Here is a 25,341-nt window from a genome sequence, read left to right as displayed (position 1 = left end):
ACTTCTATGAATGTGAATACAAGTTGATTCTATAAGAATATATTTAGACTATTTTTTTACTTAAAATCCAATATTATATGTTAGACTAATACGAAAACAAAGGGGATACATATGATTAAATATCCATTTTTAGAAAAGGAAATAACAATTGGTGTTACTGCACCTTCATCTGGAGTACCCACTGAACTGCATGAATTATTGAAAACAGCATGCAATCGTTTAAAGAGGAAAGGTTATACTGTCATTTGTGGCGATACTGCTTGGACTCAAGAAAAGGCAAAATCTGCACCTGCATCTAAGCGTGCTGAAGAGCTTAATAAAATGATGAAAAACGATGATATTCATATAATTATTCCACCTTGGGGAGGGGAGCTGCTGATTGAAACTCTTGAATTTATTGACTTTGAAAATATTCAAACGAAATGGATTTTAGGTTACTCAGATATTAGTCTTTTATTGTTGGCGATCACATTAAAAACAGGTATTGCTACTGCACATGGAACAAACTTTATAGATTTAAGAGGAGAGTATTCTGATAATACCACAGCAATGTGGGAGTCAGTTCTATCACTAAAAAAAGGGGAATCGATACTACAGCTTTCGTCGGAGCAATATCAAAAGGAATGGCAGTTTGATAAACCTACCCCATATGTTTTTAATTTCACAGAAAAAACTGAATGGAAATCAATTACAAATAATCTTGTTAAAATACAGGGGCGTTTACTTGGTGGATGTATTGATACTATTAGACATTTAATTGGGACAAGATTTGGTGAGGTTCAAAACTTTAAAGAAATTTATATTAAAGATGAACCTATTTTATGGTATCTAGAAAATTGTGATTTATCAACGACCGATTTACGAAGATCTCTTGTACAAATGAAATTAGCTGGGTGGTTTACAAATTGTTCAGGTATTATGTTTGGTAGAAGCCTAGCTAATTCCGCAGTAGGAAATTATACAGTTGAAGATGTTTATAAGGAGCTTGCTATGGAGCTTCAGGTACCTATAATTTATGATATTGACTGTGGACATGTCCCACCACAAATAACATTTATAAACGGAGCATATGCAGAAGTGGAAATGCACAGTGGGAAAGGGAGAATTTTGCAATATTTTATATAATATAAAATTATAAGGGCTTTATAAATTTTGATATGAAGCGATTTCAGAGCAGCGACAAGGAAAAGATTGAGGTAATTCTAATCCACTGAATCAATTCACAGAACGAAACCAGGTCGCTGAAAAGCTGCATATATAGAACTTTCTTAAAATAAAATAAGAACATTAATTCTTATGAAGTGAGTAACATGTGCAAAAAATGGAACTATTAAAATATCAGATGTGAGGGTACACAAAGCAGTAAAACAAAAATGAATAGTTTGGTAATAAATAATAACATTTAAAGTAAAAATAGTTTGATATTAAAAGAGGAAGATTTGAATAGTATGTTAAAACATAACATCTTAGAGGGGAATTTTAAAATAGCAAATGATATTTCAAAAAAAATGAGTTTAAATGACTTGGAAAATGAATTATTGGAGATTGCTTTTGAGACAGATAACATATCAATATATTTTTTCATATTAGATTTGTTAAATGAAGATGCTAATGCAGAATTACACGAAATGGCTTCAACAATATTAAGTACAGCATACTCTCATGTTGTAGGTTCCTACAATTTAGCTCTCAATCATATGAGAAAGGCAATGTATTTAGATCCTCATGATATAACTTATAAAGAGGGTATGTTATTTTTTTATAATATACCAGAACAGTTAATTACAAAGGCTCAAGCTATTGAATTAGCTAAAGAAATAATTAAAATAAATCCTGAAAATGAAAGAGCTAAAGAAATTTTACAATAAATCTTTTACATCTATTTGTCTACAACTACTGAATAGTCACCCAAAAAAGCATCCGCTCCAATTGAGTCGATGCTTTTTTGGGTGACTATTCTTCTTTTTTTCTAATCTGATTATGTCTGAAATTTTAACAACTGAGTCTTACACGCTTTTAAAGTATCTAGGAACGGAAAACTATATTGCACAGGCGGTTAAAGAAGGCATTATTCAGGTATCGCATTTAAAGGATTTACAGAATGTTACGACCACTGATTGTTAAATTGGATTGTATACTATGATTCAGCAGAGACGTGGTAAATAATACGAATCCCAGGCACTCATTAAAAGGAGAGTACCTGGGATTTTACGCAAGAAAAAATTAAATGCGTCACACGGAGGATAGTGACCTCTTAATAAGTTTTAAGAGGTTTAATGAAAAAATATCATTCTTATCTCTTAACTCAAAAATCTCATTTTTAAAATCAGAAAAAACTAGTATACACGTCCATACATAGATTTAATTGCTACATATTCTAGCAATATAGAGAGCGCTCTCTAATACTAAAAAAATGAAAAGAGGGAATTTTTTGAGTGATCAATTAGAAAATCAAATACTACCTTGTCCGGTAACATCAACTGAACAAATACCATTAAATAATGAGGCTACTCCATTAGTCGCTACACCGCTTACAGCTCCAACAATTAAAATTCCGGTTGTACTTGCAGAACCAACACTTCAAATTGTTGTGGAGTCGGATATTACGCTTAGTCCTGCAGCAACTGAAATCAAAAGAGTGAAAAAAAATGTATTCCTAAATCAAGTGAAATTGGTACCAGTTAGCTTTGCACGTATTGCTGGCACTGACTTTTTTAGAGTAACAAGAGCTAAATTATTTGTAGCAGGACATATTCGCAAAAATATCGAATATGCTTCAGCAGCATGTAGTGGGGAACTTCGAGATAGAATTGCCGATGTTGCGTTTTCCGGTTTTACAGATCTTATTTTCCCACAAACAGCTGGAGGCCCTACTCCAATCTTAGGCATTTCCGAGTTTGCTGAAGCGAACTTCCTGAATGAAGCTACGCAAATGGACGCTCGATTAGATAAGGCTTTCTTCCAAAATCTCGTTAAATACAATGAACAACCATTTGGCGAATTAGTAGCAGCGAACTTCTTTGAGCTTGATTTTTCACCAATTATGGCATCACCTGAAGGTACGTTCAGCACATTACGTGAAAAAATTGTACTAGATTTGACTGTAAAAGTACTGCAAGTTCAACAAGTCCGCCTTGGCGCTGGTAGTAGTGTAATAACTCCTGTTCTTTTCGGACTTACGCCTCCTACTAGTCCTTAATAGTCTTTAGTTTTTAGAGAAACAGAACAAATAAAAAGGCAGTTCACTGAAAAAAATGTAATGGAAATAACAACACTGGAATATTTAATGGGCACTGATAAAAATCTAATATTTAATTTGGCAGTTGAAAGTTTGGTTGATATCTGAATTTCAACTGCCTCTTTGTTTTAACAGCAAAAATCTTTTAGAAAACAGCCTAATTTTAATAATATTAGATTGAATGTCGATAAGCTATAAGGTGTATCAGTAATAATATACTTGTCAATTAAATTTTCTTTTATAAAAGCATCAAGTATGCGCATGGTGGTTCTTATTAGGTAAGCATTAATAATAGCAGAGGACTGGATTTTATTGAATGAAGGGTACAGGATAGTTCAATAAAGAAATTATAAATATTTGAAAAATGAATGAACAATATATGTTAATATAGTTATTTGTTACATAAAAATGGATTGAATATACGAGGTGGATATTTATGCATGAATTCTATTTGATAAAAAAGACCGAAACACAAGATGACGATTTTTTTGATAATTTTTATAGCAAAAGAGACAATCACAAGGATATAATTATTGAGTACATTACAATAGAAATCAAAGTATTTGATTATATTTTTGATTCACTTACATGGATTCCATGTATGAACCCCGCTTTGCCAGGAAACCCTAAGCAAGTTGGGATTAATCATATTGGGATAACATTATTTAATGAGCATTCGGCTTCCTCCCTTATTTCTATTTTTACTGCTTGGAGAGATTTATTTAAGAATGGTCCAAGTGTAATCAAAAGACTTATTTATTTCCATGATTACTCCGATGAGGATTTATTGACTTTTGATCGAGATGACACTATAGAAAATTTTGAAAAATTCATTGATATATCTAAACAATTGTCTGATGGCAAACACTACATATATCATTGCGGTATATGATAATCAAAAAGCAACTCAAGTGTGTTAGTGATCTTCTTTTTGTATTGATTTTTAGTTTGAAATAGTATAAGATTTACAAAATTCTATATAGAAAGCTATGAAAAGAAGAGTAAACATCCGTACTATCTACAGAGACCTCTGGCAGCTGAAAAAGAGGGATAGGGAATGTGTTGAAACAAGGCTTGGAGCTGTGCATTGGATTTGTTTGTTGGAACTATGATGATGCAACGTATTCTCACGTTAACGAGATAGAGTATCGCAGGTGATTTATTCACAAAGCCGTACTCGATAAGGTTTCTGCAGCAATGTAGAAATAAACTGGGGTGGCACCGCGATATGACTCGCCCCCAAGATAAATATCTTGGGGGTGAGTTTTTTTATTTTGTTTTACCAAAAAATAAAATGGGAGTGGTGATTATGTCCAGATGGAAATATCCTTTAATGCTATTAGGGGGAATAGGGATTTCAAATGTGGGTGCATGGGTTTACTTAATTGCACTAAATTTAATTATATTGAATGAAACAGGTTCTCCACTTGCAATTGCTTTATTATATATACTAGGTCCAATTGCAACTGTATGTTCGAATGCTTGGGCAGGTAGTTTGATTGATCGGGTAAATACACGGCAACTTATGATGGGATTAGACATTTTCCGAGCAATATGTATTGCGTTAATTCCATTTTTACCTTCACTTATTTATGTTTATGTACTAGCTTTTATCATTAATATGGGAAGTGCTATTTTTCAGCCTACGTCTATGGTTTATATGACTAAACTAATACATGAAAAAAATCGGCAACGCTTTAATGCACTACGTAGTTTTATCAACTCATGTGGTTCACTAATAGGCCCTACCATTGCTGGGATATTATTTTGGATGGGTACTCCTTATACCGCCATCCATGTGAATGCGGTGGCTTTATTTTTTTCGGCACTTATTATAATGATGCTACCTAATGTTGATTCAAGACTCAAAGAGACAGAGGGGCAAAGATTTACATGGAATTTGATAAAAAATGATTTTCGGATTGTTTTTAATTTTAGTAAGGGCGATACCTATGTCACAAAGATATATTTATTATTTAGTGGTACTACTATATTCATGACTGCAATAGATTCTCTCGAGGCAGCATTTGCTAAAGGAGTACTGTCAATATCAGACACCAATTATGGGTTTTTATTAAGTGTCTTTGGAGCTGGTATAATAATAGGATCAATTATTAATTCGGTATTTTCAAAACAACTTGCCGTTAATCTTTTAATAGGTGTTGGTACCATTTTTACCTCAACAGGATATTTAGTACTTTATAGTTCGAGTGGCTTTTTTAGTGCAATGCCTGGTGTATTTTTAATAGGATTTGCTGTAACATTTGCAAATACAGGGTATTTGACTTTCTACCAAAATCATGTTCCTGTGAGGATGATGGGAAGATTCGGAAGCATCTTTAGTGTCATTGAAGCAGGTTTCATTGTTGCTTTAACGGTTTTAATAGGTTTAGCCGCTGAATTAATTTCGATCCGTCCAGTAGGATTAATAGGTTCATTTACCTTCTTCTTATTAGGGTTATTGGCATTGAAAGCTGTGTCAGGTGCAAAACGTCAGGAATATTTTAAAAAAGGTGCTTCTTCTTTAAACAGTTAATTATAAAAAGGCTTGAATCACACTTTACTATGTTATGTATTTTATTGTGAGTGGAGTTTTCTGTCAGTTTAGAAAAGGGCAGAAGTGTTGAATTAAGGTATTAAGAAACTTATTAAAATCGCATAAAGGGGTTAAATAAATGAAATACATTGAATCAGAAAAGATCACTAAAGAAGAAAAAGAACATATTTTTCAAGAGTTATTAAAATACAATCTTGATAACATTGAAGAAAAGGTAGTAAAAGATATTGGTCTTTTTGTAGAAGATGAAGAAGGAAATAGAGTAGCAGGGTTGATTGGTGGTACACATGGAAATTGGTTAGAAGTAGAGTATTTATGGGTAAGTGAAAATCTACGTGGACAGCATATTGGTACGGAATTGATGCGTAAAGTTGAGAAGATTGCTATTAATAGAGGATGCAAATATGCCTTCCTAAATACTTTTAGTTTTCAAGCACCTGATTTTTACGTTAAGTTAGGCTATAAAGAAGAATTTGTACTCAATAATTATCCGCTAACGGGTAAGCGATACTATTACACAAAAAAACTTTAAGATTCAATTGTTAAACATAAACTCAAATATCGCTTTTTCCAGGGGAGTATGGCATGCCACTCTTAAATGTTCAATTTCTCTTTCGGTTAAAAACTTAGAAATTCGTTTCCTGACTTTTGGTTATTTTATTTTAGCTACTGGATCGGGATTGGAATCTGATTGCTTTGAAACTTTGTTCTTTAAGTATTTATATATAATAAAAGGGGAAAATACCTACAAAATTCACATTAGAGGTGGCGATAATTTTTGAGAAAGTTAGTCATGCTAGTCATGGTGATTTTTGGATTATTTTTCCCGATGCAATTGCTATTAGTAAAGGCGAGTATTCAACCAAAATTAGAAAAAGAGGATGTTTCATTTATTCAAGTAAACCGTTTAAATGGGGAAACTCGTTTGTTTAAGGAAAATGATGGATATGAGGAAGTGATTATCGGTAAGGTTGTAAACTGGATAAACACATCAAGTCCTTCCGAAGGAGCAATTGAGTTAGAGTTAAATAAAACTTCCATTGTCTCGATAATGAAAATAAAAATGAAAAACGGAGACGTTGCAGTTATTGAACCAGCTTATAATTGTGTATCCAAAAATCAAGTAAAAACATGCACGATTGCAGATGGTGAGGTTATATATACAAGTAATAATAAAAAGGTTCGATTGAAATCAGTAGAACTTTATGATTGGCTCTTAGTTGGCTGGAAATACGAAAGTGTTGGGGCACCAAAAGATGAGTTGCTTGAAGAAACTTTATATACCAGATATTTTTCCTATCTTGATGAAACTTACTCAGATTTTATCATGTGTCCAAAAATAGATAAAGCTGAAAGAATAAATGGCGATACAAGGAGACATATTGTTCATGCAAGTGCGTTAAATTATAGTGCACATCATGGTGACGCTCCCTTTAATAGAATCCATATCATGTTGACTGATACTCCAGAAAATGGTGTTAAAATAAATAAAGTTACAATACAAAAGGGTATTTCTGAAAAAGAAAGCGCTATACAATGTAGGCGAGAGAGCTAAAGGATTTTGTTAAACTTATGGGGGCTTTAGTCGAGAAAGAGCCTTACCTGCCAACTAAATTGTAGTAAGGCTGTTTATATTTTTTATAACAAAATCAAACAACATAATTATCGCATTACACATACTACTTCAAACACCTATTATTGGCAAGTGTGTAATAATTCATCTTGTGGGAAAGTAATATAATCTCTTTCCATACGGTACTTGTAGTAAATTAATTATTTATGCTAAGATGACGGGACAAGGAGGGATAGATATGTTTCGATCAATTGCACCCCCAAAAATGTCTGCACAGTAGAATCTACTGTTTAGGCAATACAATAAATACTTGCTAATTCTCCATAGATTCTACTGTATATGTAAAGACTATATACATGTAGAAAGTAGGAAATAGTAGTGAGAGAAAAAATATCTTTTATTTTATCGATGATTATTTTTGGTGCTGTAGGTGTTTTTGCAAAATATATTCAGCTTCCTTCAAGTGAAATTGCTTTATGGATGAGTCTGATTGGCTCTAGTTTTTTACTATTGATTTTCTTATATAAGAAAGGTAAATTTACGAGAAAAACTATTTGTCAAAATAAATGGCCTTTATTGCTATCAAGTATAGCATTATGTGGTAATTGGATTTTTCTTTTCCAAGCATATAAAGAGACGACAATCGCAAATGCAGCATTGAGCTACTATTTTGCGCCAGTTTTAGTTATTTTTCTATCCCCATTTATTTTAAAAGAAAGATTATCATTTAGAAAAATAATTTACGTTTGTTTAGCACTTGTTGGTCTGTTTTTTATTGTACAAAACCAATCAGCTAGTGATGGAGATAATGATATCGGTATCTTTTATGGACTGATTGCAGCTTGTTTTTATGCACTCCTCACATTTACAAATAAATATATTTATGGAATAAAAGAACCTGATAATACAATCATTCAACTTACTTTAACAGCGTTATTACTTGTACCTTATGTTTATGGAACTAACGGTTTTAAGGTTCAGCAAATTGATATGACTTCACTTCTTTTACTCATAATATTGGGTATTCTTCATGCAGGGGTTGGATTTTATCTTTTCTTTTTAGGAATGAGTAAATTAAAAGGGCAAAGTATCGCTATCCTTAGTTATATTGATCCACTTGCATCTCTGGTCATTTCAACTATGGTTATTGGTGAAAAAATGACGATTTTACAAATTATTGGTGCTATTCTCTTGCTCGGTTCAACCTTTATGAGTGAAATGCACAAAACTAGTAACGTCTCAATTAAATAAAACACAGGAGCTTCCTAAACAATATTTGGCTTGTGGGAAGCTCCTTTATTTATCTTCATTCAGCAAATGTTTTATGTATCGAAAGCATAGCGGCAGCGGTAGACACAGAAGATTCTCACCTCTACAGGTGGTGAGATGGAAAGCGGTTTGGGTTCCTTTTCAGTGGGGGTCCAAACACTTACTGAAATAGAGGAACTCCGCCACGTCCTGTAGCAATTTATCGGTGCGAAGGCGAAGCGACAGGGACAAATGTTTTCTGTAGCGAAAGCAAAGCGGCAGCTACAATTACGCCAAGGCGAAATTGATTTAAACTCAGACATGCTTTGTATAACAAAAAAGTTATTTACTGAATGTTTGGTTTGAGGAGGAGGAAGAATGCTCTTGAGATAAAGTGGGATACATTCTGAGGTAGATAATATATCTCACCCCTTTTCAAATTAGAGGGAGAAAAAGATAATGATAAGTACCAAGATGCATAAACTTGAACGAGTCACAAGAGCTAGCAGCAAATATCGACAGCATAATTTTTAGGATACAAAGTCGGACTAAGTACGATTAATCCTCTATATGTAATACAACGGATGTCGCTACTACTTTAACAAATCAATTAATTAAGGATTAGGAGGAAAAAAGGCTAAATTGCTTCAAGAAATTTAGCTGAACATTATGAGGATTGATTGCTGATTATACAGATAGCGTTCCATCTAAAGCTCTTAAAATACTACGTTTTTAATAATAAAGCTTGCTCTTTCTTCAACGCTCAGTTTGGGTACTTCAAGAAGTTCATATCCAAGATACCTATAGGTTTCAAACATGATTTTATAAGTTGCTATAGCTTCTTCAAAATCTTGTTTTCTTTCAGAATCATTTTTGTAAATTTCTTTCCAAGGGGGTAAAATAAACACTTTCTTGTTATACACGTACCTTCTAGTCGCTGATTCAAGTTTCTTCGAAATGGGAATATTGATTAAGCGAGTGTAGGCAAGAGTATCTGGAATGCCTCTATCAAAAAATATAGGTTGTTTTTGTGGGTTCGTCATTGCTGAAATAAAGCTTTCTATTGACTTGTCTAACATTAAATCACAATATTTTTTTACATTTTTCCAAGGTAGTGCATCACCTTCAGAAGAGACTTGTGTTCGAATGATTTCTCTTGCCACTTCAGGAATGTAATTATAGTTATTTTTAAAAATTTCATCTAACAAAGTTGTTTTACCAGAACCGGGACCTCCGGTAATAATGATAAAATCCCTTCTAAATATATTATTATCAATCATTTTTTGATTATTCTCCTTGGTATTTTTACTTTAACTTAATTGTAATGTGAAGTTCTTAATTGTCGAGTATATTTAAAAAAAGAACCCATTATAGTCAACCTCAAATAATCGGATTTATGTTCAATTTACATTCACTTAAATGGGGTTTGCTCTTAAATTTTCTTATACATTTGTATGACCCTTTACGACGTAGTTCCGCAATGATTATATGTTTTGTTTTATGTAAACGGTGAGAGACAGTTTTATTTAGTTCTTTATGTACGAATAAAATACGTATATGGAACCTTTTGAATATAGCTGAGTGATTGGATAATTCATCATGCTCATTTAATTATTCATTTGTAAATAATTGTATTACACTTTAGGTATATAGTAAAATAGGAACGACGTTTCTGAAATAAGAGGTTTCGAATGTGAATCTAAGTGGGTTTACTCAAATAATTTCATCCCCCTAATTGTCCAAAACATCAATTACAGTCTATATTTTAAACTCAGAAATTCCAATAAAAATTTATTATTTCATATTTGAATTTTAAAATATGGATTTCAAAAACTTTAAAAGTATTATAGATTGAAATATCCAGTTATATCTTTGAAAAGGAGAAAAATGATTGAGTCCAAAAAACCAAGATAGAAAACAGATGCAAAAAAAGATTCAAGTTTTATATAGAAAAATAAAAATGCAGCAGAAAGAAGATGAAGATGCCAACAAAATTACAAAAGTCATTATAAATATTTGCGTTGTAGTAGCTATTTTAGTGCTGATCTTATACTACTTCTAAATTTTTATAGGAAAATTTTACAGTTTATTTCGATATTAACTCAGCATGACTTAAGTGAAATCAAAGAAGAGATTAATTATTTTAGATAATAAAAACGCCTCATTTGTTTTAAATCGTAAAATGCCATTAGATAACCATTGCTTTTAGTGTTAAATTTGTCAGATAAAATTCAGCAAGATTATTATCTCCATCTACATAACTTTTAATATTTCTGTATTCTATCTCAGCAACTCCAGCACCTGTAATAATTTGTTGAGATCCTACACTCTGGGATGTGTATGTATATGTATCATCTATCTCAATTGATAAAACACTGGACCATGATTAGTTTGATCTACTACTACTTTGAAATCTCCACCGTCCGAATGCCAAATGCTTGATTGAGAAAAAACAGTTCGTATCCAAGAAGGTCCCAAACCCCATTACCTGCTAATAAAGAAATAACTGGATTTAAACTTAATGCATTTAATTAAAGAATAACTATTAGTGCCGATTTTTCTAATAATTTAACGATTAGTATGGAGATATTATCAAAAGTGAGCAGTGCCAATATTGGTATTTATTCGCTTTTATATTCTTAAAATCATTTTTTGCTTCTTAGGCATCCATGTTATTAAAGTAACATTCTGCAGATTAATGATAAGAAATTAAAGCAAGTGATAATTAGGCCGTATTATTTTATAAGGTCTTTTGCTATGCAGGACTTTGTTAGTGTGACTTTATATTGCCATATTTACTATATTTTAAGAGGATAGTTTTGTAGTAATATGATGTTATAAAGTTGTAGGAGGTATAACATGCCTGATTTTTTGCTTGTGCTTTTTTTATTTAATCTATCTTTATTTCTTTTGCATGAAATGGATGCCATAAGGCGGTCGGAGTGGCGATTATTTATTGTGCTTAAAGATATGGAGGATTCTAAAGCATATAAGATTTTCACTTTTCTTCACCTTTTTCTATATGTAATCATCCTATCTTTACTTTTCAGCGAATATCAGATAATTGTATTTTGGTTCCTAGATTTATTCTTTATCATTCATGCTATCTTACATTTATTTTTCGAAAAGCACCCTCGAAATGAATTTAAAAATACATTTTCTAGAGCCATAATTTATCCAATGGGGATTCTTGCAGTTGTACATGCCTTGTTTTTAATTAACAGTTAATATTATTTTTAAAATCACATCAAATTTGATGTGGTTTTTTAGTTTAATTTAATAACATGTAAATTTAGTCGTTTAATTGATAAGTAGAAGGAACGGTGGGGATAAATTTTGCACAGTCATTTAGCGCTGGAATAAATGCCTTTTATTATTTTTTAGCACTACACTATTACTTATACAATGAAGTAGAAAAATGATGGTCATCAAAGATCAAAAGGAAACAAAAAGTTATCTAGTTTCCTTTTGATAGATATTTTAAGCAAAGCAAGCAAGAGTAGTTTTATCACTATTAGGTGTACTAATACCAAGTAGCCAATCATCGAACAACGCTTAGCTAAAACAATATCAGAATATCTACTCCATAATTCTTTTGTAAATCTAATGTGGGTTTCGTTTAGTGTAAAATCAACCTGTCTCACGGTATTTTTACCATCACTATAAAGCATTGTAATTGAACTTGAATAAATGCAAAATTCAATTTCTTCATCATTGCATACTATGACATTTTGAGCAAATATATTTTCTGTATTGGCTCTATTTGATCTTGAAGAGGCAGCTTCTGCTAAAGCTTGTAAACTAGCTTTAATTTTCTCTTTATCTTTTTCTGTGATCCCATCATATAAATTACTAATTTCATCAATAGCTGTCTTCCAGTTAGAAGTTCTTTTCGTGTATTTTTTTCATAGTTGCTTTTTAAGTGCATTAAAGGATTTTGCAGCACCTTCGTAATATATTGGTTGTATGCAGCAACTCTTGCTTTTTTAGTTTCATTATTTTCTTGGTCAGTGGGCAAAGCGGGATTGTAATTGGAAACTATTCTTGCGATATCAAGTATAGTTGTTAATCCAACAATTGGACTTATTTGGGCAGATTTTTTGACCTCATTACTAAAACGGACATATGTTTGTAATGCATTTTTTACATTATTATTGGCATCAATAGCTTCATTTTGTTTGTTACCAATAATTAAACCTCACTTATAGTGTCTTAGACAGGTGTTGTATCTTGTAGAGATGTAGTAAGGTCGAAAGTAAGTGGTGTTTGAATATTTTGATGAAGTGAAACATCATTTACTGTTAGCCAGCTTTCCATCTGTAAATCTTGATTTGACATAATATAAACCTCCTGAAAATAAGTGTTTTTGGAATTAACTTTATAAATTCCGCAATTGGTAATATAAACTATTAAGGATAAAATTAGGTTAAAAATATAAAAAATATTAATTTGTTACAGTTAGGTGTTAACCAACCTATAAAAATGGAGTGTGATGGAACAACCGCTCTATTTTATGTTAGTTTTATAATGAGGAGGTACAATGAACTTAACAGAGTTTGAAGTCTTTTAACTAATTAGACTTCAATTACCAGTAAACCTAAGGAGTTCTATCTAGAGTTGCAAAAACTAGAAAGAGATTTGAAAGTTGATTTAGATGAAATTGTTAAAGATGATGAATCAATGTACCTTATGCTACGGATTCAAAATGAAATGAATGAATTAAAGTGTTTATCAGAACGCGGAAAGAAACTACTAAAAATATCGTGGAAAGAAATTTCCTCAACTTCGTCACTTTACATAATTAGAACTATAGAACAAAAATAAAAGTGTTATCACATACTTGAGCAATCAAACTGGTTCATGTCCTTTATACTAAGGTTGAGAATTTTGAACAAGTGCGGGAATTGTCAAAGCATCTGAAAAGGAGGTAGTATATGCATTTTATTGTGATAGATTTGGAAGCAACAGTAAAAAGAAATAGAGATGAACCTGTTTATCTAACTGAAATAGGTGCTATTAAAATTAATTCATCTGGTAATTTAGTTAGTAAATTTCACTCTTACATAAAACCTACGAATAAACGCTATATCAAAGATGTGAAAATAGATAACAAAGTCACAACAAGAAAAGCAGATTTGAAGAATGCACAAGAAGTTAAAATTGTTATGGGTAAATTTCAAAAATGGATATCTAGGGGAGACTATGTATTGGTGTTCTGGTCATATTCCGACTTGTATTTAATAATGAATCAATTTTTAAATAGACGATTCGATTTGTCTTGGTTAAAAAATTATTGTGATTTACAAGAAAATTTCACTGCATTTATTAATGAAAGAAATCCAATATCTTTAAAGAGAGCTATAGATTATGTTGATTTAGGTTTTGTTGGTGAACAACATAATGCTCTGAATGATGCTTATAATACTGCTAGGATCTTAAACTATTTATTCGACAAGTCTGCGCATATTAAATTTGATCAAAATCCTTTTGATAAGTTGATTTGTCATCTATATAAAATATGCAAAAAGTGCAATGAAACTAAATATTACCTAAAATTTTCTAAAAAAAATAATAATCAATATAAAAACATCTGCCTAGACTGTGCAAGTGAAAAAAATAAATTGAAGAAAGAGAGAAGAGCTTTAAGAAGGATAGAGAGTGTTAATCTTTCTGAATAGCAGTTCAATAAATTGGATTAAACGAAAAAAATTTGGTAGGGATATACCTTCCAAACATCTAGTTCTTTAACAACAATGGTGAAAGGACTATTAAGAGAATAACTATCCATATGCTAAACAAGTTCATTCCAAGAAATGATGCGTGAAATAAAGTTTGGAGACATTATCTGACCAACTTTCTTTCAAATTCTAATATAATATTGGTGATTTTAGGTAATAGAAAGCGTAGCGTCGTCAAACGCTACAGTTTCAGCACGAAATTATTTCAACTTTTGTGGTCTTGTAGCCTTAATTGAAGCTACTTCACCACAATTTTGACACACTGTATTAATAAGTGGAGATTCTGAAGAGAAAATATTGTTCACTGGTCTTAAGGCAGCATAGCCATCAAGTTTACCTTCGCTGATTGAATTAGGTTATAACTTACGTTACTGATTTCGAACAAAGAGAAGGGAATCTTGCATTTAGTATCATAAGTCCATATTAAACAATCTGAGGATCAGAACTATTAATAGGGTCACTCAGTCGAAAGTGACCCTGTAAAGGAGAGCTCTTTTATAACTTAGTCTGCTTCTATTCGGATAGCTTGAATATCTTGACAGTCCACGATAATAGTTGAACCAGGTTCTGTCGTTGGATCATTAAAGAATGCACAACAATCTTTCGGGTCAAAGGTAATAAAAACAACATCTTCTATAACCTGACCTCCAAGTAAGAAGAGATCAACTTCAGTCTGAGTTTGTAAACGTCTTAATTGATTACAAACACAACCTTTACAGCCATGGCCAGATTGTTTTCCATGTTTACCACAGGAATCAGAACCAGTTCTAATATTTATAATATCCCCCATTATCAATACCTCCAATTCTAATTTATTAAGGTAACAATAATACTTTATTAATTTATGATTAGACAAAGAAATTTGATTGGTAATTTGTCTATTAAGTAATGATTTAGGTTACAAAAAAAGAAAATGGTTAATAGACCATTTTAAGATTTTATTAATGTACATCAGAAAGATATTGTTCAGAAAGGAGAGGTGGAGAATTGAAACTCACATTTTCAGTTGGCATGTATAAATAGTTGCGAAATGGCAATTAGATCGACTTTAATTTATTTCTATTAGTGTAATTTAGATCGAGTATATCAGGGAATGATCCCTATATAATTTTAATAGGTATTGGAAAATCTGATAGCTATCAAAAATGGAATGATAAATATGTTATTTCCAACTCATCAGTACCTAATCTAGTTGGGGAAGTATACAATGCTATTTATGTTACAGATTCATCGGGAACTTATGCAACATATGGAAGGGGAGAATGGTCGGATTTATATTGGGATTTTTGCAATGTTATCTTGTATGATAATACGATGAAGCAACAATATCCTTTTAACCAAACATACGTGAGTCGCAATGCAGCACATGAAATTGGACATTCTGTGAAATTGGATCATGAATCGGCTTCAGGTGATACCTCAGTAATGAGAAGAGGTTGGTACGCAATCCCTGGTGGTAGTGGAAACATAACAATTACATCATTTGATAAGAATAATGCATATAACAAATGGAAAAATTACTAAGTTAAGGTATACCATGAAAAATAAGAAACTATTTTTTTTACCAGTAGTAGTTACTTTTATTGGATTAATAATATTTACTACTAATCTACCAACGCACTCCGAGGAAGGTAAAATAGATAAACTTCCAAATGAAGAAAAAATAAATGAGATTCCAATTGTTAGTTCAAACGGAAACTATATAAGTTTCGAAAATCTTGATACATTAGAGCAAAATTCAGAACTTATCATTATTGCACAAGCAACTAAAAACTTTGAAGATCGTGAACATATTAATAAGTTTCACGAAACTCCTGAAGATGAGTATCAACCTAAATTTTTGATTGAAGGTATTACAAAAACTGAAGTAAATATTAAAGAGATTTTAAAACAGCCCGAAGATGAGCAGTATAATGAAGGTGAAATTATAAGTGTGATTGAACCTATCTCTATTTTTGAAGATGTGGATAAAGTAAAGAAGATAAAGACGGTTAGTAATTATGAAGCAATAGGAACTGATGATTATATACTATTCTTAAAAAAGAATTCATATGGTGAATATGGTGTAATCAATATGAATAATGGTCGTTTCAATTTAAGTAATAATAATGAAGTTAACACAATAAAGACTCTAACAGCAAGCGAAGAAAGAGAACTAAATGAAGATGCATTACAACATCAACAAATTAAAGAAACTATTTTTAAAAAATACGATGCAGAAATAAAAGAGATTCAGAATCAATAATGTATTTACAAGGGCAGTAATTTTTTCACCAGCAACTTAGAAAAAAATTAAGGTAAAAAGGAAAGCCGAAGCACGTATGTGTAAATCGGCTTTTTCTGTGCCGTTTTATATTTTTTGAAGAAATGGACTATTTGCTAGGTTATAGTATATAAAAGAATAGAAAAAGTGACTTGTTAGAAATCTCTTGGAAAATACATTTGTAAATATAATTCAGGAGAGGATGAACATGATTGACTATTAACGATTTTGATTTATATGAAGAGTATAAATTAACAATCAAAGACGGTGAAAGTCTCAAGTTCAGAAATGTTGAGGAAGATTTAACATTCTAATGAACAATATGAGCAAATTGTGCAGCTTAAAATGCAAAAAACAACCGTCATTTTAAACGGTTGTAAAGAGTTACTATTTACTTGCTTACTTTAATAATAGTACCTTGATTGATTTTTAATAAGTCTTGAACATTTATTTTAACTAAAGAGTTTTCGGAACCACCACCAGTATATACGTACTCCATATTTGTCACTTTTGGATCAACTAAAAAATTTGCTTGAAAACCAAAAGAAGGAACTCCACCTGGTGGGAAACCTGTACGTTCAATAATTTCAATTCCATTAGCAAGTCTAGGCTTTTCTATATTTAATGATTTTGCAACACGAGTTGTACTAGCTCTATTGTTTCCTTTTACAATAGCCACTATTAATTCATTATTTGAGTCAATCATGCAAATATTTTTTACAAAATCGTCTTCAGCGCCATTAACTGCTTCAGCGGCCTCTTTTACGGAGTGGCAAGATTGATTAAATACGAAGTGTTCGGCTTTTACATTATTAGAGCTTAAAAATTCCTTTACTTTATTTTCATGCGAATTCATAAAGGTCGCCTCCTAATATTTTTATTTATGTAAATATTAGCACAATAAAGTAAATCTTAAAAACACTACTGAACAATATGAGGAATTTGACTAGTTACAATCGAAAGAAATTGCGAAACAAAGGGAGTCAAAAACGAACACCATTAGATGTTCGTTAAAGAGTTATTATTTTTCAGTTGCTGTATTCCCCATTGCAATAGAAATTCTATTCCAACTGTTGATCTGATTGATGATTAGAACAAGGTCAACATACTGTTTCTCGTCATAGTATTCACGAACACGCTTATATAGGTCATCTGTAACTTTTTTAGTAGGAATTAAAGTCATACGTTCAGATAATTCTAGAGCAACTTTCTCTTCAGGTGTATAAAAAGTACATTCATTCCAAGCATTTAAACAATAAATACGCTGTTCGGCTTCACCCATCTTACGAGCATCGGATGTATGCAAGTCTAAGCAGAACGCGCATCCATTAATTTGGGAGACTCTTATTTTGATAAGCTCCCGAGTTACTCGATTAATTGTAGACTTCTTTGTGTAGTTTTCCATATCCATCATAATTTTCATACCATCAGGTGCAACATCATAGTAGGCAACTCTTTGGCTCATAAGGCAAGACTCCTTTTTTGTTTAAGATAAGTTTATTATAACTACACACGAACGTTTGTACTAGTTTTTAGCTTTGTGATATTCGGTTTAAATAGAAATTTATATAAATTTTATTCAATATTTATATTAAAGGTTATGGAATAAAAAAAACCGACCAAATAGTCGGTAATATTACTTTATCAATATTGGTTAATAAAGAATAAAAACCAAACTGCGTGATTCTGTTCATCTGAAGCATTTGAACTAAATTGATTACTAATATAAGGAATATTATATTCTCTAGCAACACGATGATAAAATTCAACAGCTTCTTGTTCATCTTTAAATGCAGTTAGGATACCACTCTTAAAATTCTGTGGTAATGTTTCGTTTATTTGTGGAGATGGTTGTTGACCAGTAAGGTAAGTAAAGGTATAAACAAAACCTTGGTAATGTCTCATTTCATCTTTTTGTATTTCTAGTATACGATTTTTAACTTTTTCATTTGGAGCAAGTCGTGCCAAATGTTCATAAAATCGAATAGCATTATATTCTCCGTTAATGGCTTTATTAAGGTCGAGAATTAATCTATTGTTTGAAGTTGATTGTACAGTGTATTGCAAAGGTTTACCCTCCTTTTTGTTGATGTTTTAATGTCACTTTATAAGGTAGTTAGAAGGAAGTTCTAGTTAATGTATCGATTTTTTTACTTGCTTTAATTCATTTATTAAATAATCTATTTGCTTTTGAAGATCCTCTACTTCCTTAGATTGGTCACTATTTTGGACTTGAGGATTTTGGTTACTTGATTTTTCTAATGCATTTAATGCTAAACCTGCTGCAACAGCAGATAGGCCGTCGCCCAATGTTGCGATCGAAGCACCAATATATGCAAGTCTTGCTATCTGAATTTCTGTTGTTTCCAAAGGTTGTTGTGGATTTTTTTTAGTCATTCAAATCAATATCTCCTTTACTTTCATAGTGATGAATTACCTCAAACATATTCTATGTATTGCAGTATAGAAAGGTGACGACATAAATTTACTGTAGGGTTTTACTGAATAACATAAGGCTCCAATCAGAAAGAAATCGGAAGGGGAATTGATAAAATACGAAAAGAGGCTGGGACAAAAAGAAAAAATGTTAGACCAAGATATAATTGGTCTAACATTTTTTTGATTTAGGAAGGCGTATTTAACTACTTAAGTGAAAAAGCTAATATCCATTTTTATTGTTTTTCAATATAATCGAGTTATGTCCCAGCCTCTTCCGTGATTTTAACAGTGAAAATCTGTTTATAAAATTAAAGAATCGGTGTTAATTCTGAGTTCACAAATCGTTGGGCATCGATGATTACACCTGAAGCTGTTCGCCCGTAAACGCTGTATAATCCGCCTGTTTGATTAGGAACAATTTCAACTTCATACTGAGCTGCACTTACACTTGGAGTTACAAAAGTAGAAGCATTGGCATTAGCGGCAAAAGGGGTTGTTGATAATAATTGTCTTGTGCCGTTAAGTCTGAAAACCCTTACTACTCCTGTTAGTAAACCTCCAGTGAGATTGAGAACTTTGATACGAACGCTAGAGGCATTAGCTGGTAGATTTCCTGTATTTTCAATTGGACCAGTAGTTAATGGCATGTAATTTTCACCTCCTCCAAACTAAAGATATTAATCTGCAGATTATATTTTTATAATATTCATTACTTTTCTACATTCACTAGTCTTATTAATCAAGTTTCTTTAAAAATAAAAGCGCAGTGTGAATTGTTTAGTAGAAAATGAATTAAAAGTGAATCTATAAACAAAGGCGAATCCATATACCAAGACATAATACCGTAGTAGTAACACCTAATATTGTGAGAGCTTTATATAATAACCGAACAATATGAGTATCGTGTCAAAAAGAAACTATTAAAGGGTCACCAAGCTAGGGCAACCCTTAAATCGGTATTGTTAATATCCAGTAATGAATGTACCGCCAACAATAATTAATAGAATAAAAAGAACGACAATTAGAACGAATGTTGAACCATTACCGCCGTTGGAGTTGCCGCAGTAGTATCCCATAAAAAACACCTCCTTTTTACTATATATTATGTTGGTTGTATAGAAAGAGTAGGGTTGTTAAACCATTCAGCTATAGGCTATTTTTGTGAGATAAGACCATAGAGAAAGGGCCACTTGGGATGGAGTGACCCTTATAAGAAAGGAAAGGATGTGTAAGGCTATATTAGCTTTACCTTACTATTAATATGATGTGATTGCTATGTTTGTATAGTGAATTGCCTGTGAAATAGATTTTAAAAATAAAAATGCTGTAGTTTCGTCGAATATTACACTAATGAATAATTTGAGGAAAGAGGCTAATAAAGGAAGGGTCACTTGTCCGGAAGTGACCCTAAGCACCAAAATAGAAGAAAGACTAGAAAGCTTCATACTATTAAAACGTATGATTGATAATTAAAAATTAAGTTTGTGTAACTAATTCTACGGCTTCCACTACTAATGGAGTTCCTGCTGAGATTGTACCAGTAACACCGTTAAATGTTAATTCTGTTGCAGAAATTGTGTATGAATCACCTTCTTGTAATACGCCATTAATATAGAAATTATAGTAGCCATTAGCTACTACAGGGAAAGCTGTAGCGGCAGTTCCACTATCGTCTAGAAAAGCAGTTGCAGCAATAGTAATACCGTCTGTGACAGCTAAGTTTGCTGCTAAAACATTAAAGAATCTAGTCGAAGTGCCTGTAACATTTACATGAATATTGATAATTGAAAGTGCCATTTTTTTCACCCCCTTTCAAGGGATAAAGGAATTTTATATTACATTTGTTGGAAACCCAATGATTCTATAATTATTGGAGTTCCAGCAAAAATAGTTGCATTAAATGGGTTGAGGGTTAATGAATCTGGAGTGACCATATATGCGCCTCCTTCTTGCATTACAGCATTAATGTAAAGATTGACGTAGCCGTTAGGATTAAAAAGCGTAAATTCGGTTACTGGATCGCCGTTATCATCTGTAAATATATTAGCTGGAAGGGTTGCACCATTTGTTAGATCAATATCTTCTGTAACAATATAGAAATATCTATTTATCGTTGGAATAATAGTTCCTACAGGGATAACCACTGGAGGAGGTTGAATAAAACCTATGTCAACAGCTTTTATACGGGGCCAAAGAGCTCGATTATTTTCACAACAAGTGTCACAAATCAATTTTTGTGGGTCCATTTTTTGTCACCTCCATTCCGTAATATGTTAGTAACCCCGCAAGTTATAGGCGTTTGTTACTTATTAATTGTGAAAACTGTTCATTCACTAATATTCTATGAATTAATGTTGGAAGGTGATTGGTAATATGTCTATTAAAGAGAAATAAATAATATTTTTAAGGAAAGCTGTGAAAATAGAGTCTTGAAGAAGTATATCGGAGATAGTACTGAACAATATGAAAGAAACTATAAAAGGGTCACTGTGGCTTCATCAGCGACCCTTAAAAATGGAGGTATAAAGTAAATGGGTTAGCTTTATACACTTCTATTTTATGATGTGATATGTATTTTTGTATGGATGTTTGTCGGTGAAGAAGAAAGAACTTGTTAAACAATCTGATACTGCACAATATGAACAAATTGAACCTATGTATAATATTTTCCTAATTTAACCTGGGAATTTGTAATTACAGTCGGAAATAAATTTAATTTCAGGGATAAAGAAATATTAAATAGTATTAGGAATACAGGAGGAATCAAAATGTCAATAGAAAGAAAAGTGTCACTAGGGGTTGTTGGAGTGGATTCAGGTCAACTATTGGTTATTGACCCATGTTACATAAATAGCGAATGGAAAAAAGAAGGTAGTCCTATAGCTATCGAATTTTGGGGAAAAGATCAGGATGAATTGTCTCTAATTTTAATTAATCAAAATTATAAAGTGAATGATGAGGACACGTATAATTTAATTGAATGTAATGAAGACAATGCAAAAGAAATTCTTACAAATATTCAAAAAATCATTAAAGATAATGACCTCTTTGTTAGAACTTTAATCAAAACAGATAATAGTTATGATACTGTATGCAAAATTACTGCCAATAGTGATAAACAAGGTGGTCCATTATATTACAACAAAGGTCAGGAAGGACTAGGTGTAGCATTTCGTTCAGGTTTTGGTGATGGTATATATGAAGTTTTTGCTACTATCAAAGACTGTGGTTCATGGGGTGAAAGAGTCTCTAAGGTTGAAATAGTGCTAATTGAAGATGATGAACTAGATGATTGAATGATTGAAGATAGATTTATTACGGGACAGTTTTAAGTAAAGATTTATTTGAACCAAACACTCTTAATGTTACATCATAGTAGCCTTCTGAGCATTACTATTAATTTTTTCGATGAAATTAAAGAAAAGAAGCTACCTGGTGCAAAAGCATTGATGAATGGAGATAGAGAAATTTAGATTCTTCATAGTCTGCTTAATGATAATTGTAAAGAACAAATGGTAAAGTAAGTGGAAATATCTAGTAGTATGATATATAAATCAAGATATAATTTTTGAATTACTGATGAAGTGGCTGAGAGGTTGCTTCTTTTTTTTTGCCGTTTAAAGATTATTCATGTGGGTATGTGTAAAACATGTTTGACATACGATTAGTGTTTTGGGTATTATTAAGGTGTAAAAGATATTTTACACCTTAAAATATGAAGGTGGTTGTTGAATGAAAAATAATATAAAGGAACTTAGAGAACAATGTAATATTTCTCAAGGGAAATTAGCACAACTTTGCGATGTAACTAGACAAACAATTAATGCGATAGAGAATAACAAATATGACCCAAGTTTGAAGTTAGCTTTTGATATCGCAAGAGTATTAGGAGTAACGATGGAAGAATTATTTATACCATGTGAGGATGGGGAGAAAAGAAATGGATAAATCCAAAAAAATAGTGGGTATAATTGTTTTTGTAGTATTTTGTACATTCGTAAGCTACACCTTATACAAATGGGTACGTTTTGGTACTATTGACGGGGGTTCTATAGTTTTTAGTTTTATTGCATTATCGTATCTTTTAAATTGGCTTAATTGGGGTGACCATAATGGCGCTAAAGACAAAGACGAATTAGAAAGGCATATTGAAACTCAAAGTGCAAAGATTGGCTATTATGTTTTAATGATAATGGCATGTCTAATTTTATTTATTTCAGAGGGTGTATCTAATTTAAATGATATGAGGAATTATCCTTTACTTTTAGTTGTTGGTCTTACTTTTGTGACTTCACCAATAATAGAATTTGTTTATTCAAGAAAGTTTAAATAAAAATTGAGTTAATTGATTAGTAGCTACATAATTAGCAGGGCCCAGATACTCAATTGATTTTGAGCCTGGGCTTTTATTATCTTTTGGAACATAAGCTTCCGTATATTTTACTTCCTAGCTTGGATTAAAGTGAACCAATTATTTCCATTAAGTTTACCAGAAACTCTGTATATTGGCTGGTAGAAACCTTTTGTGTCGTACATATACGAAAGCTCAATTAATTCAATATTAAGTTGATCGTCCTTTTTTATAATAAGTTCTTCTTCCTTTACCAGCGCATTATATTTTATTTGGGGAAATTCTCCATTCTTAATTCGTTCATATACCTCTGCAGGAGACAATATGTTTACTTCTCGTATAAATTGATTTTTTTTAAGACTGTAGGTTAACGAATAAAGACTGCCATCTGACTTAAGACCAAGACCTATATCTCCACTCAAATAATCTCTGTTTAAATCAGTACTATCTGGAAGGTTCCATTCAAATTTTCCATCCTCCAATACAGTAAATGTAGCACCCGGAGGTATTATGGAAAGGTCGTCCATAAGTGCCTTCGCCTTTCCAAGCATTGGTTCTTGTTCAGTAAATGAAGTTTGCTCTGGCGTATAATTGTTCTCTGTTAACGACCATTGTCCTTCTGAACTTATAAACAATGTATATTGAAACCCACCTTTGTCTTTCACTAAAATCTCACGATCGTCCTTAAAATCTTGTGTATTCACCACTGATAAACCTAATTTTTGTTGTAACAGATCTTCCACGTCATCATTTTCAATAATTTTCTTATATACTGAAGCAATAGTTGGCGCTGAGCTTAATTCCAATGAAGTTGATACATGCACATCTGACATTTTCGATTTTGTATAGGCGTTTATTGCTAGATGACCAAACTCCTGTTGGGTATAGACAATATTCATACCAATAAAAATCAAGCCCATTAATAGGGGGATGGCAAGGTTTCCAATTAGACTTTTCATTTTTACTTTTTGGTGCTGAGCAATAGAAGCAGCTAATCTGTATAGTTGGTAGCCAATAATACCACCAAGTGTGTTGTTTATTAAATCATCAAGCTCAAAAATGCCTGCTCCTGAAAGGGTCTGATACGTTTCAATAGACGCTGTAGCACCTACAACTACAAAAAGAAGCCACTTAAATTCTTTAAATTTAGCGATAAGTAAAGGTAATAAAACTCCTAGTGGTACAAACATTACAATATTAAATAGACAATTTTGGAGATCACGTAAAGAGTATTTTTTCCAAGCATCCATATAACCACTGAATGGTTGAAGGTTCATCTGCAGGTAATGGGAAGTACCACGACCAAGAATCGTTAGCTCCAATACAAAAACAATATATCCGATGAAGACTGTGCCAAGAATAAGCCTCTTTAAAGGAATCTGTTTTTTGTGATCTGATTGTCGTTTTCGATAAAAATAATAATAAAGTGCGATTAGTAAGAACCCTATGCCAATAATAATGATTACTGGTAACATTAAATAACGAATATTGCTAAAAATCTCCGTAATACCCAAGGTGAGATGCTCCTTTTTTCTGTTGATGATTTTCATACGCTCCATGTCAATACTCAGTAATGTCATCCTGCATCATTGTAAATGGAAATTATTAATAATTAGAAAGGATATTTATGAAGATTTTCTTAAGGATTTTTTATAAAACAGTAATATTTTTTTGTGGATGTTGGTGAAAGTGGAAAAGAAGCTGGCTGAGATTTAGGACATGTTAGGCTGATAGATAGTGGTATGCTAGGCCAGCGTTATTAAAAATAATGGAATCTCCAATACAAAGTGCTTATATAAAATATTTATCCTGATAATATGTAAAAAGGGATTTTTAAGAAGTTTTTGAGTGAATATGAAAAGAGGCTGGGACAAAACCCTTCTCTAAACTAAAAAGCCGGTGAAATTTTACGATCAGTAAAATTTCACCGGCTT

29 protein-coding genes and 1 other annotated feature are annotated in these 25,341 nt (G+C 31.9%); of the genes, 16 read left to right on the top strand and 13 right to left on the bottom strand.

Going from position 1 to position 25,341, the window contains the following annotated elements:
* The first annotated feature begins 111 nt into the window (after window positions 1–111).
* From AC1RNS_RS18985 to AC1RNS_RS18950, 8 genes are all read left to right on the top strand, one after another.
* Entirely contained in the window at window positions 112–1,125 is a 1,014-nt protein-coding gene (locus AC1RNS_RS18985) for a S66 family peptidase (protein ID WP_492994933.1), read from the top strand.
* A gap of 323 nt (window positions 1,126–1,448) precedes the next feature.
* Window positions 1,449–1,868 (top strand): hypothetical protein, encoded by a 420-nt coding sequence (locus AC1RNS_RS18980; protein WP_492994932.1) that lies wholly within the window; start codon window positions 1,449–1,451, stop codon window positions 1,866–1,868.
* 563 nt (window positions 1,869–2,431) lie between these two features.
* Window positions 2,432–3,199, top strand: coding sequence for a CsxC family protein (locus AC1RNS_RS18975; protein WP_492994930.1), 768 nt, complete (start codon window positions 2,432–2,434; stop codon window positions 3,197–3,199).
* A 475-nt stretch (window positions 3,200–3,674) separates the two neighbouring features.
* Complete coding sequence (locus tag AC1RNS_RS18970) at window positions 3,675–4,130, top strand: hypothetical protein (protein ID WP_492994929.1); 456 nt, start codon at window positions 3,675–3,677, stop codon at window positions 4,128–4,130.
* Window positions 4,131–4,218: 88 nt separating this feature from the next.
* Window positions 4,219–4,482: a binding site (T-box leader), on the top strand.
* A 65-nt stretch (window positions 4,483–4,547) separates the two neighbouring features.
* On the top strand, window positions 4,548–5,774 hold the full coding sequence (locus tag AC1RNS_RS18965; protein ID WP_492994928.1) for an MFS transporter: 1,227 nt from the start codon (window positions 4,548–4,550) through the stop codon (window positions 5,772–5,774).
* A 139-nt stretch (window positions 5,775–5,913) separates the two neighbouring features.
* On the top strand, window positions 5,914–6,327 hold the full coding sequence (locus AC1RNS_RS18960; RefSeq protein ID WP_492994926.1) for a GNAT family N-acetyltransferase: 414 nt from the start codon (window positions 5,914–5,916) through the stop codon (window positions 6,325–6,327).
* A gap of 246 nt (window positions 6,328–6,573) precedes the next feature.
* Window positions 6,574–7,350, top strand: coding sequence for a hypothetical protein (locus tag AC1RNS_RS18955; protein ID WP_492994924.1), 777 nt, complete (start codon window positions 6,574–6,576; stop codon window positions 7,348–7,350).
* Window positions 7,351–7,746: 396 nt separating this feature from the next.
* Complete coding sequence (locus AC1RNS_RS18950) at window positions 7,747–8,619, top strand: DMT family transporter (RefSeq protein ID WP_492994922.1); 873 nt, start codon at window positions 7,747–7,749, stop codon at window positions 8,617–8,619.
* 713 nt (window positions 8,620–9,332) lie between these two features.
* On the opposite strand, the gene AC1RNS_RS18945 is transcribed toward AC1RNS_RS18950, so the two are convergent.
* Window positions 9,333–9,896, bottom strand: a complete 564-nt coding sequence (locus AC1RNS_RS18945) for an AAA family ATPase (RefSeq protein ID WP_492994921.1) — start codon at window positions 9,894–9,896, stop codon at window positions 9,333–9,335.
* A gap of 611 nt (window positions 9,897–10,507) precedes the next feature.
* On the opposite strand from AC1RNS_RS18945, the gene AC1RNS_RS18940 reads away from it, so the two are divergent.
* On the top strand, window positions 10,508–10,678 hold the full coding sequence (locus AC1RNS_RS18940; protein ID WP_492994919.1) for a hypothetical protein: 171 nt from the start codon (window positions 10,508–10,510) through the stop codon (window positions 10,676–10,678).
* 126 nt (window positions 10,679–10,804) lie between these two features.
* Here AC1RNS_RS18940 and AC1RNS_RS18935 read toward each other — a convergent pair whose 3' ends face one another.
* Window positions 10,805–10,975, bottom strand: coding sequence for a YndA family protein (locus AC1RNS_RS18935; RefSeq protein WP_492994990.1), 171 nt, complete (start codon window positions 10,973–10,975; stop codon window positions 10,805–10,807).
* A gap of 500 nt (window positions 10,976–11,475) precedes the next feature.
* On the opposite strand from AC1RNS_RS18935, the gene AC1RNS_RS18930 reads away from it, so the two are divergent.
* The gene (locus AC1RNS_RS18930) at window positions 11,476–11,844 is read left to right on the top strand and encodes a DUF6713 family protein (protein WP_492994918.1); all 369 of its coding nucleotides are present in this window, start codon (window positions 11,476–11,478) and stop codon (window positions 11,842–11,844) included.
* Between the two features lie 984 nt (window positions 11,845–12,828).
* Here AC1RNS_RS18930 and AC1RNS_RS18925 read toward each other — a convergent pair.
* Window positions 12,829–12,954, bottom strand: a complete 126-nt coding sequence (locus AC1RNS_RS18925; protein WP_492994916.1) for a hypothetical protein — start codon at window positions 12,952–12,954, stop codon at window positions 12,829–12,831.
* Between the two features lie 279 nt (window positions 12,955–13,233).
* Here AC1RNS_RS18925 and AC1RNS_RS18920 point away from each other — a divergent pair, with 279 nt between their 5' ends.
* Complete coding sequence (locus AC1RNS_RS18920) at window positions 13,234–13,440, top strand: hypothetical protein (protein ID WP_492994915.1); 207 nt, start codon at window positions 13,234–13,236, stop codon at window positions 13,438–13,440.
* 110 nt (window positions 13,441–13,550) lie between these two features.
* Window positions 13,551–14,294 (top strand): exonuclease domain-containing protein, encoded by a 744-nt coding sequence (locus AC1RNS_RS18915; protein ID WP_492994914.1) that lies wholly within the window; start codon window positions 13,551–13,553, stop codon window positions 14,292–14,294.
* A 562-nt stretch (window positions 14,295–14,856) separates the two neighbouring features.
* Here AC1RNS_RS18915 and AC1RNS_RS18910 read toward each other — a convergent pair.
* The gene (locus tag AC1RNS_RS18910) at window positions 14,857–15,144 is read right to left on the bottom strand and encodes a hydrolase (protein ID WP_492994913.1); all 288 of its coding nucleotides are present in this window, start codon (window positions 15,142–15,144) and stop codon (window positions 14,857–14,859) included.
* Between the two features lie 747 nt (window positions 15,145–15,891).
* Here AC1RNS_RS18910 and AC1RNS_RS18905 point away from each other — a divergent pair.
* Complete coding sequence (locus tag AC1RNS_RS18905; RefSeq protein WP_492994911.1) at window positions 15,892–16,599, top strand: hypothetical protein; 708 nt, start codon at window positions 15,892–15,894, stop codon at window positions 16,597–16,599.
* Window positions 16,600–17,008: 409 nt separating this feature from the next.
* Here AC1RNS_RS18905 and AC1RNS_RS18900 read toward each other — a convergent pair whose 3' ends face one another.
* The 8 genes from AC1RNS_RS18900 to AC1RNS_RS18865 all read right to left on the bottom strand — a co-directional run bounded on the left by AC1RNS_RS18900 (window position 17,009) and on the right by AC1RNS_RS18865 (window position 21,302).
* A complete protein-coding gene (locus tag AC1RNS_RS18900) occupies window positions 17,009–17,473 on the bottom strand; it encodes an aminoacyl-tRNA deacylase (RefSeq protein ID WP_492994909.1) in 465 nt (154 codons plus the stop codon).
* A gap of 165 nt (window positions 17,474–17,638) precedes the next feature.
* Window positions 17,639–18,082 (bottom strand): carboxymuconolactone decarboxylase family protein, encoded by a 444-nt coding sequence (locus tag AC1RNS_RS18895; protein ID WP_492994907.1) that lies wholly within the window; start codon window positions 18,080–18,082, stop codon window positions 17,639–17,641.
* A gap of 179 nt (window positions 18,083–18,261) precedes the next feature.
* Window positions 18,262–18,684 carry a ferritin-like domain-containing protein gene (locus tag AC1RNS_RS18890; protein WP_492994905.1) on the bottom strand — a complete coding sequence of 141 codons (423 nt, stop codon included), beginning with the start codon at window positions 18,682–18,684 and terminating at the stop codon, window positions 18,262–18,264.
* Window positions 18,685–18,750: 66 nt separating this feature from the next.
* Complete coding sequence (locus tag AC1RNS_RS18885; protein ID WP_492994903.1) at window positions 18,751–19,014, bottom strand: translation initiation factor 2; 264 nt, start codon at window positions 19,012–19,014, stop codon at window positions 18,751–18,753.
* 350 nt (window positions 19,015–19,364) lie between these two features.
* The gene (locus tag AC1RNS_RS18880) at window positions 19,365–19,703 is read right to left on the bottom strand and encodes an ATPase (RefSeq protein ID WP_492994901.1); all 339 of its coding nucleotides are present in this window, start codon (window positions 19,701–19,703) and stop codon (window positions 19,365–19,367) included.
* A 315-nt stretch (window positions 19,704–20,018) separates the two neighbouring features.
* Window positions 20,019–20,132 (bottom strand): YjcZ family sporulation protein, encoded by a 114-nt coding sequence (locus AC1RNS_RS18875; protein ID WP_492994899.1) that lies wholly within the window; start codon window positions 20,130–20,132, stop codon window positions 20,019–20,021.
* A gap of 400 nt (window positions 20,133–20,532) precedes the next feature.
* Window positions 20,533–20,853 (bottom strand): DUF4183 domain-containing protein, encoded by a 321-nt coding sequence (locus tag AC1RNS_RS18870; RefSeq protein ID WP_492994898.1) that lies wholly within the window; start codon window positions 20,851–20,853, stop codon window positions 20,533–20,535.
* 38 nt (window positions 20,854–20,891) lie between these two features.
* Window positions 20,892–21,302, bottom strand: coding sequence for a DUF4183 domain-containing protein (locus tag AC1RNS_RS18865; protein WP_492994896.1), 411 nt, complete (start codon window positions 21,300–21,302; stop codon window positions 20,892–20,894).
* A 522-nt stretch (window positions 21,303–21,824) separates the two neighbouring features.
* Here AC1RNS_RS18865 and AC1RNS_RS18860 point away from each other — a divergent pair.
* The 3 genes from AC1RNS_RS18860 to AC1RNS_RS18850 all read left to right on the top strand — a co-directional run bounded on the left by AC1RNS_RS18860 (window position 21,825) and on the right by AC1RNS_RS18850 (window position 23,389).
* Window positions 21,825–22,352: a hypothetical protein gene (locus AC1RNS_RS18860; protein ID WP_492994895.1), complete on the top strand. Its 528-nt coding sequence runs from the start codon at window positions 21,825–21,827 to the stop codon at window positions 22,350–22,352.
* A gap of 436 nt (window positions 22,353–22,788) precedes the next feature.
* Window positions 22,789–23,004 carry a helix-turn-helix transcriptional regulator gene (locus AC1RNS_RS18855; protein WP_492994894.1) on the top strand — a complete coding sequence of 72 codons (216 nt, stop codon included), beginning with the start codon at window positions 22,789–22,791 and terminating at the stop codon, window positions 23,002–23,004.
* Window positions 22,997–23,389 carry a DUF2178 domain-containing protein gene (locus AC1RNS_RS18850; protein ID WP_492994893.1) on the top strand — a complete coding sequence of 131 codons (393 nt, stop codon included), beginning with the start codon at window positions 22,997–22,999 and terminating at the stop codon, window positions 23,387–23,389. Before AC1RNS_RS18855 ends, AC1RNS_RS18850 begins: the two co-directional genes overlap by 8 nt.
* A gap of 107 nt (window positions 23,390–23,496) precedes the next feature.
* On the opposite strand, the gene AC1RNS_RS18845 is transcribed toward AC1RNS_RS18850, so the two are convergent.
* Window positions 23,497–24,921, bottom strand: a complete 1,425-nt coding sequence (locus AC1RNS_RS18845) for a VanZ family protein (protein WP_492994892.1) — start codon at window positions 24,919–24,921, stop codon at window positions 23,497–23,499.
* Between the last annotated feature and the right edge of the window lie 420 nt (window positions 24,922–25,341).

The organism is Lysinibacillus sp. GW821-FHT14F06, from assembly GCF_058803665.1.
Note: the sequence above shows the minus strand (reverse complement) of the source record. Positions and strands in the feature narration are given on the sequence as shown.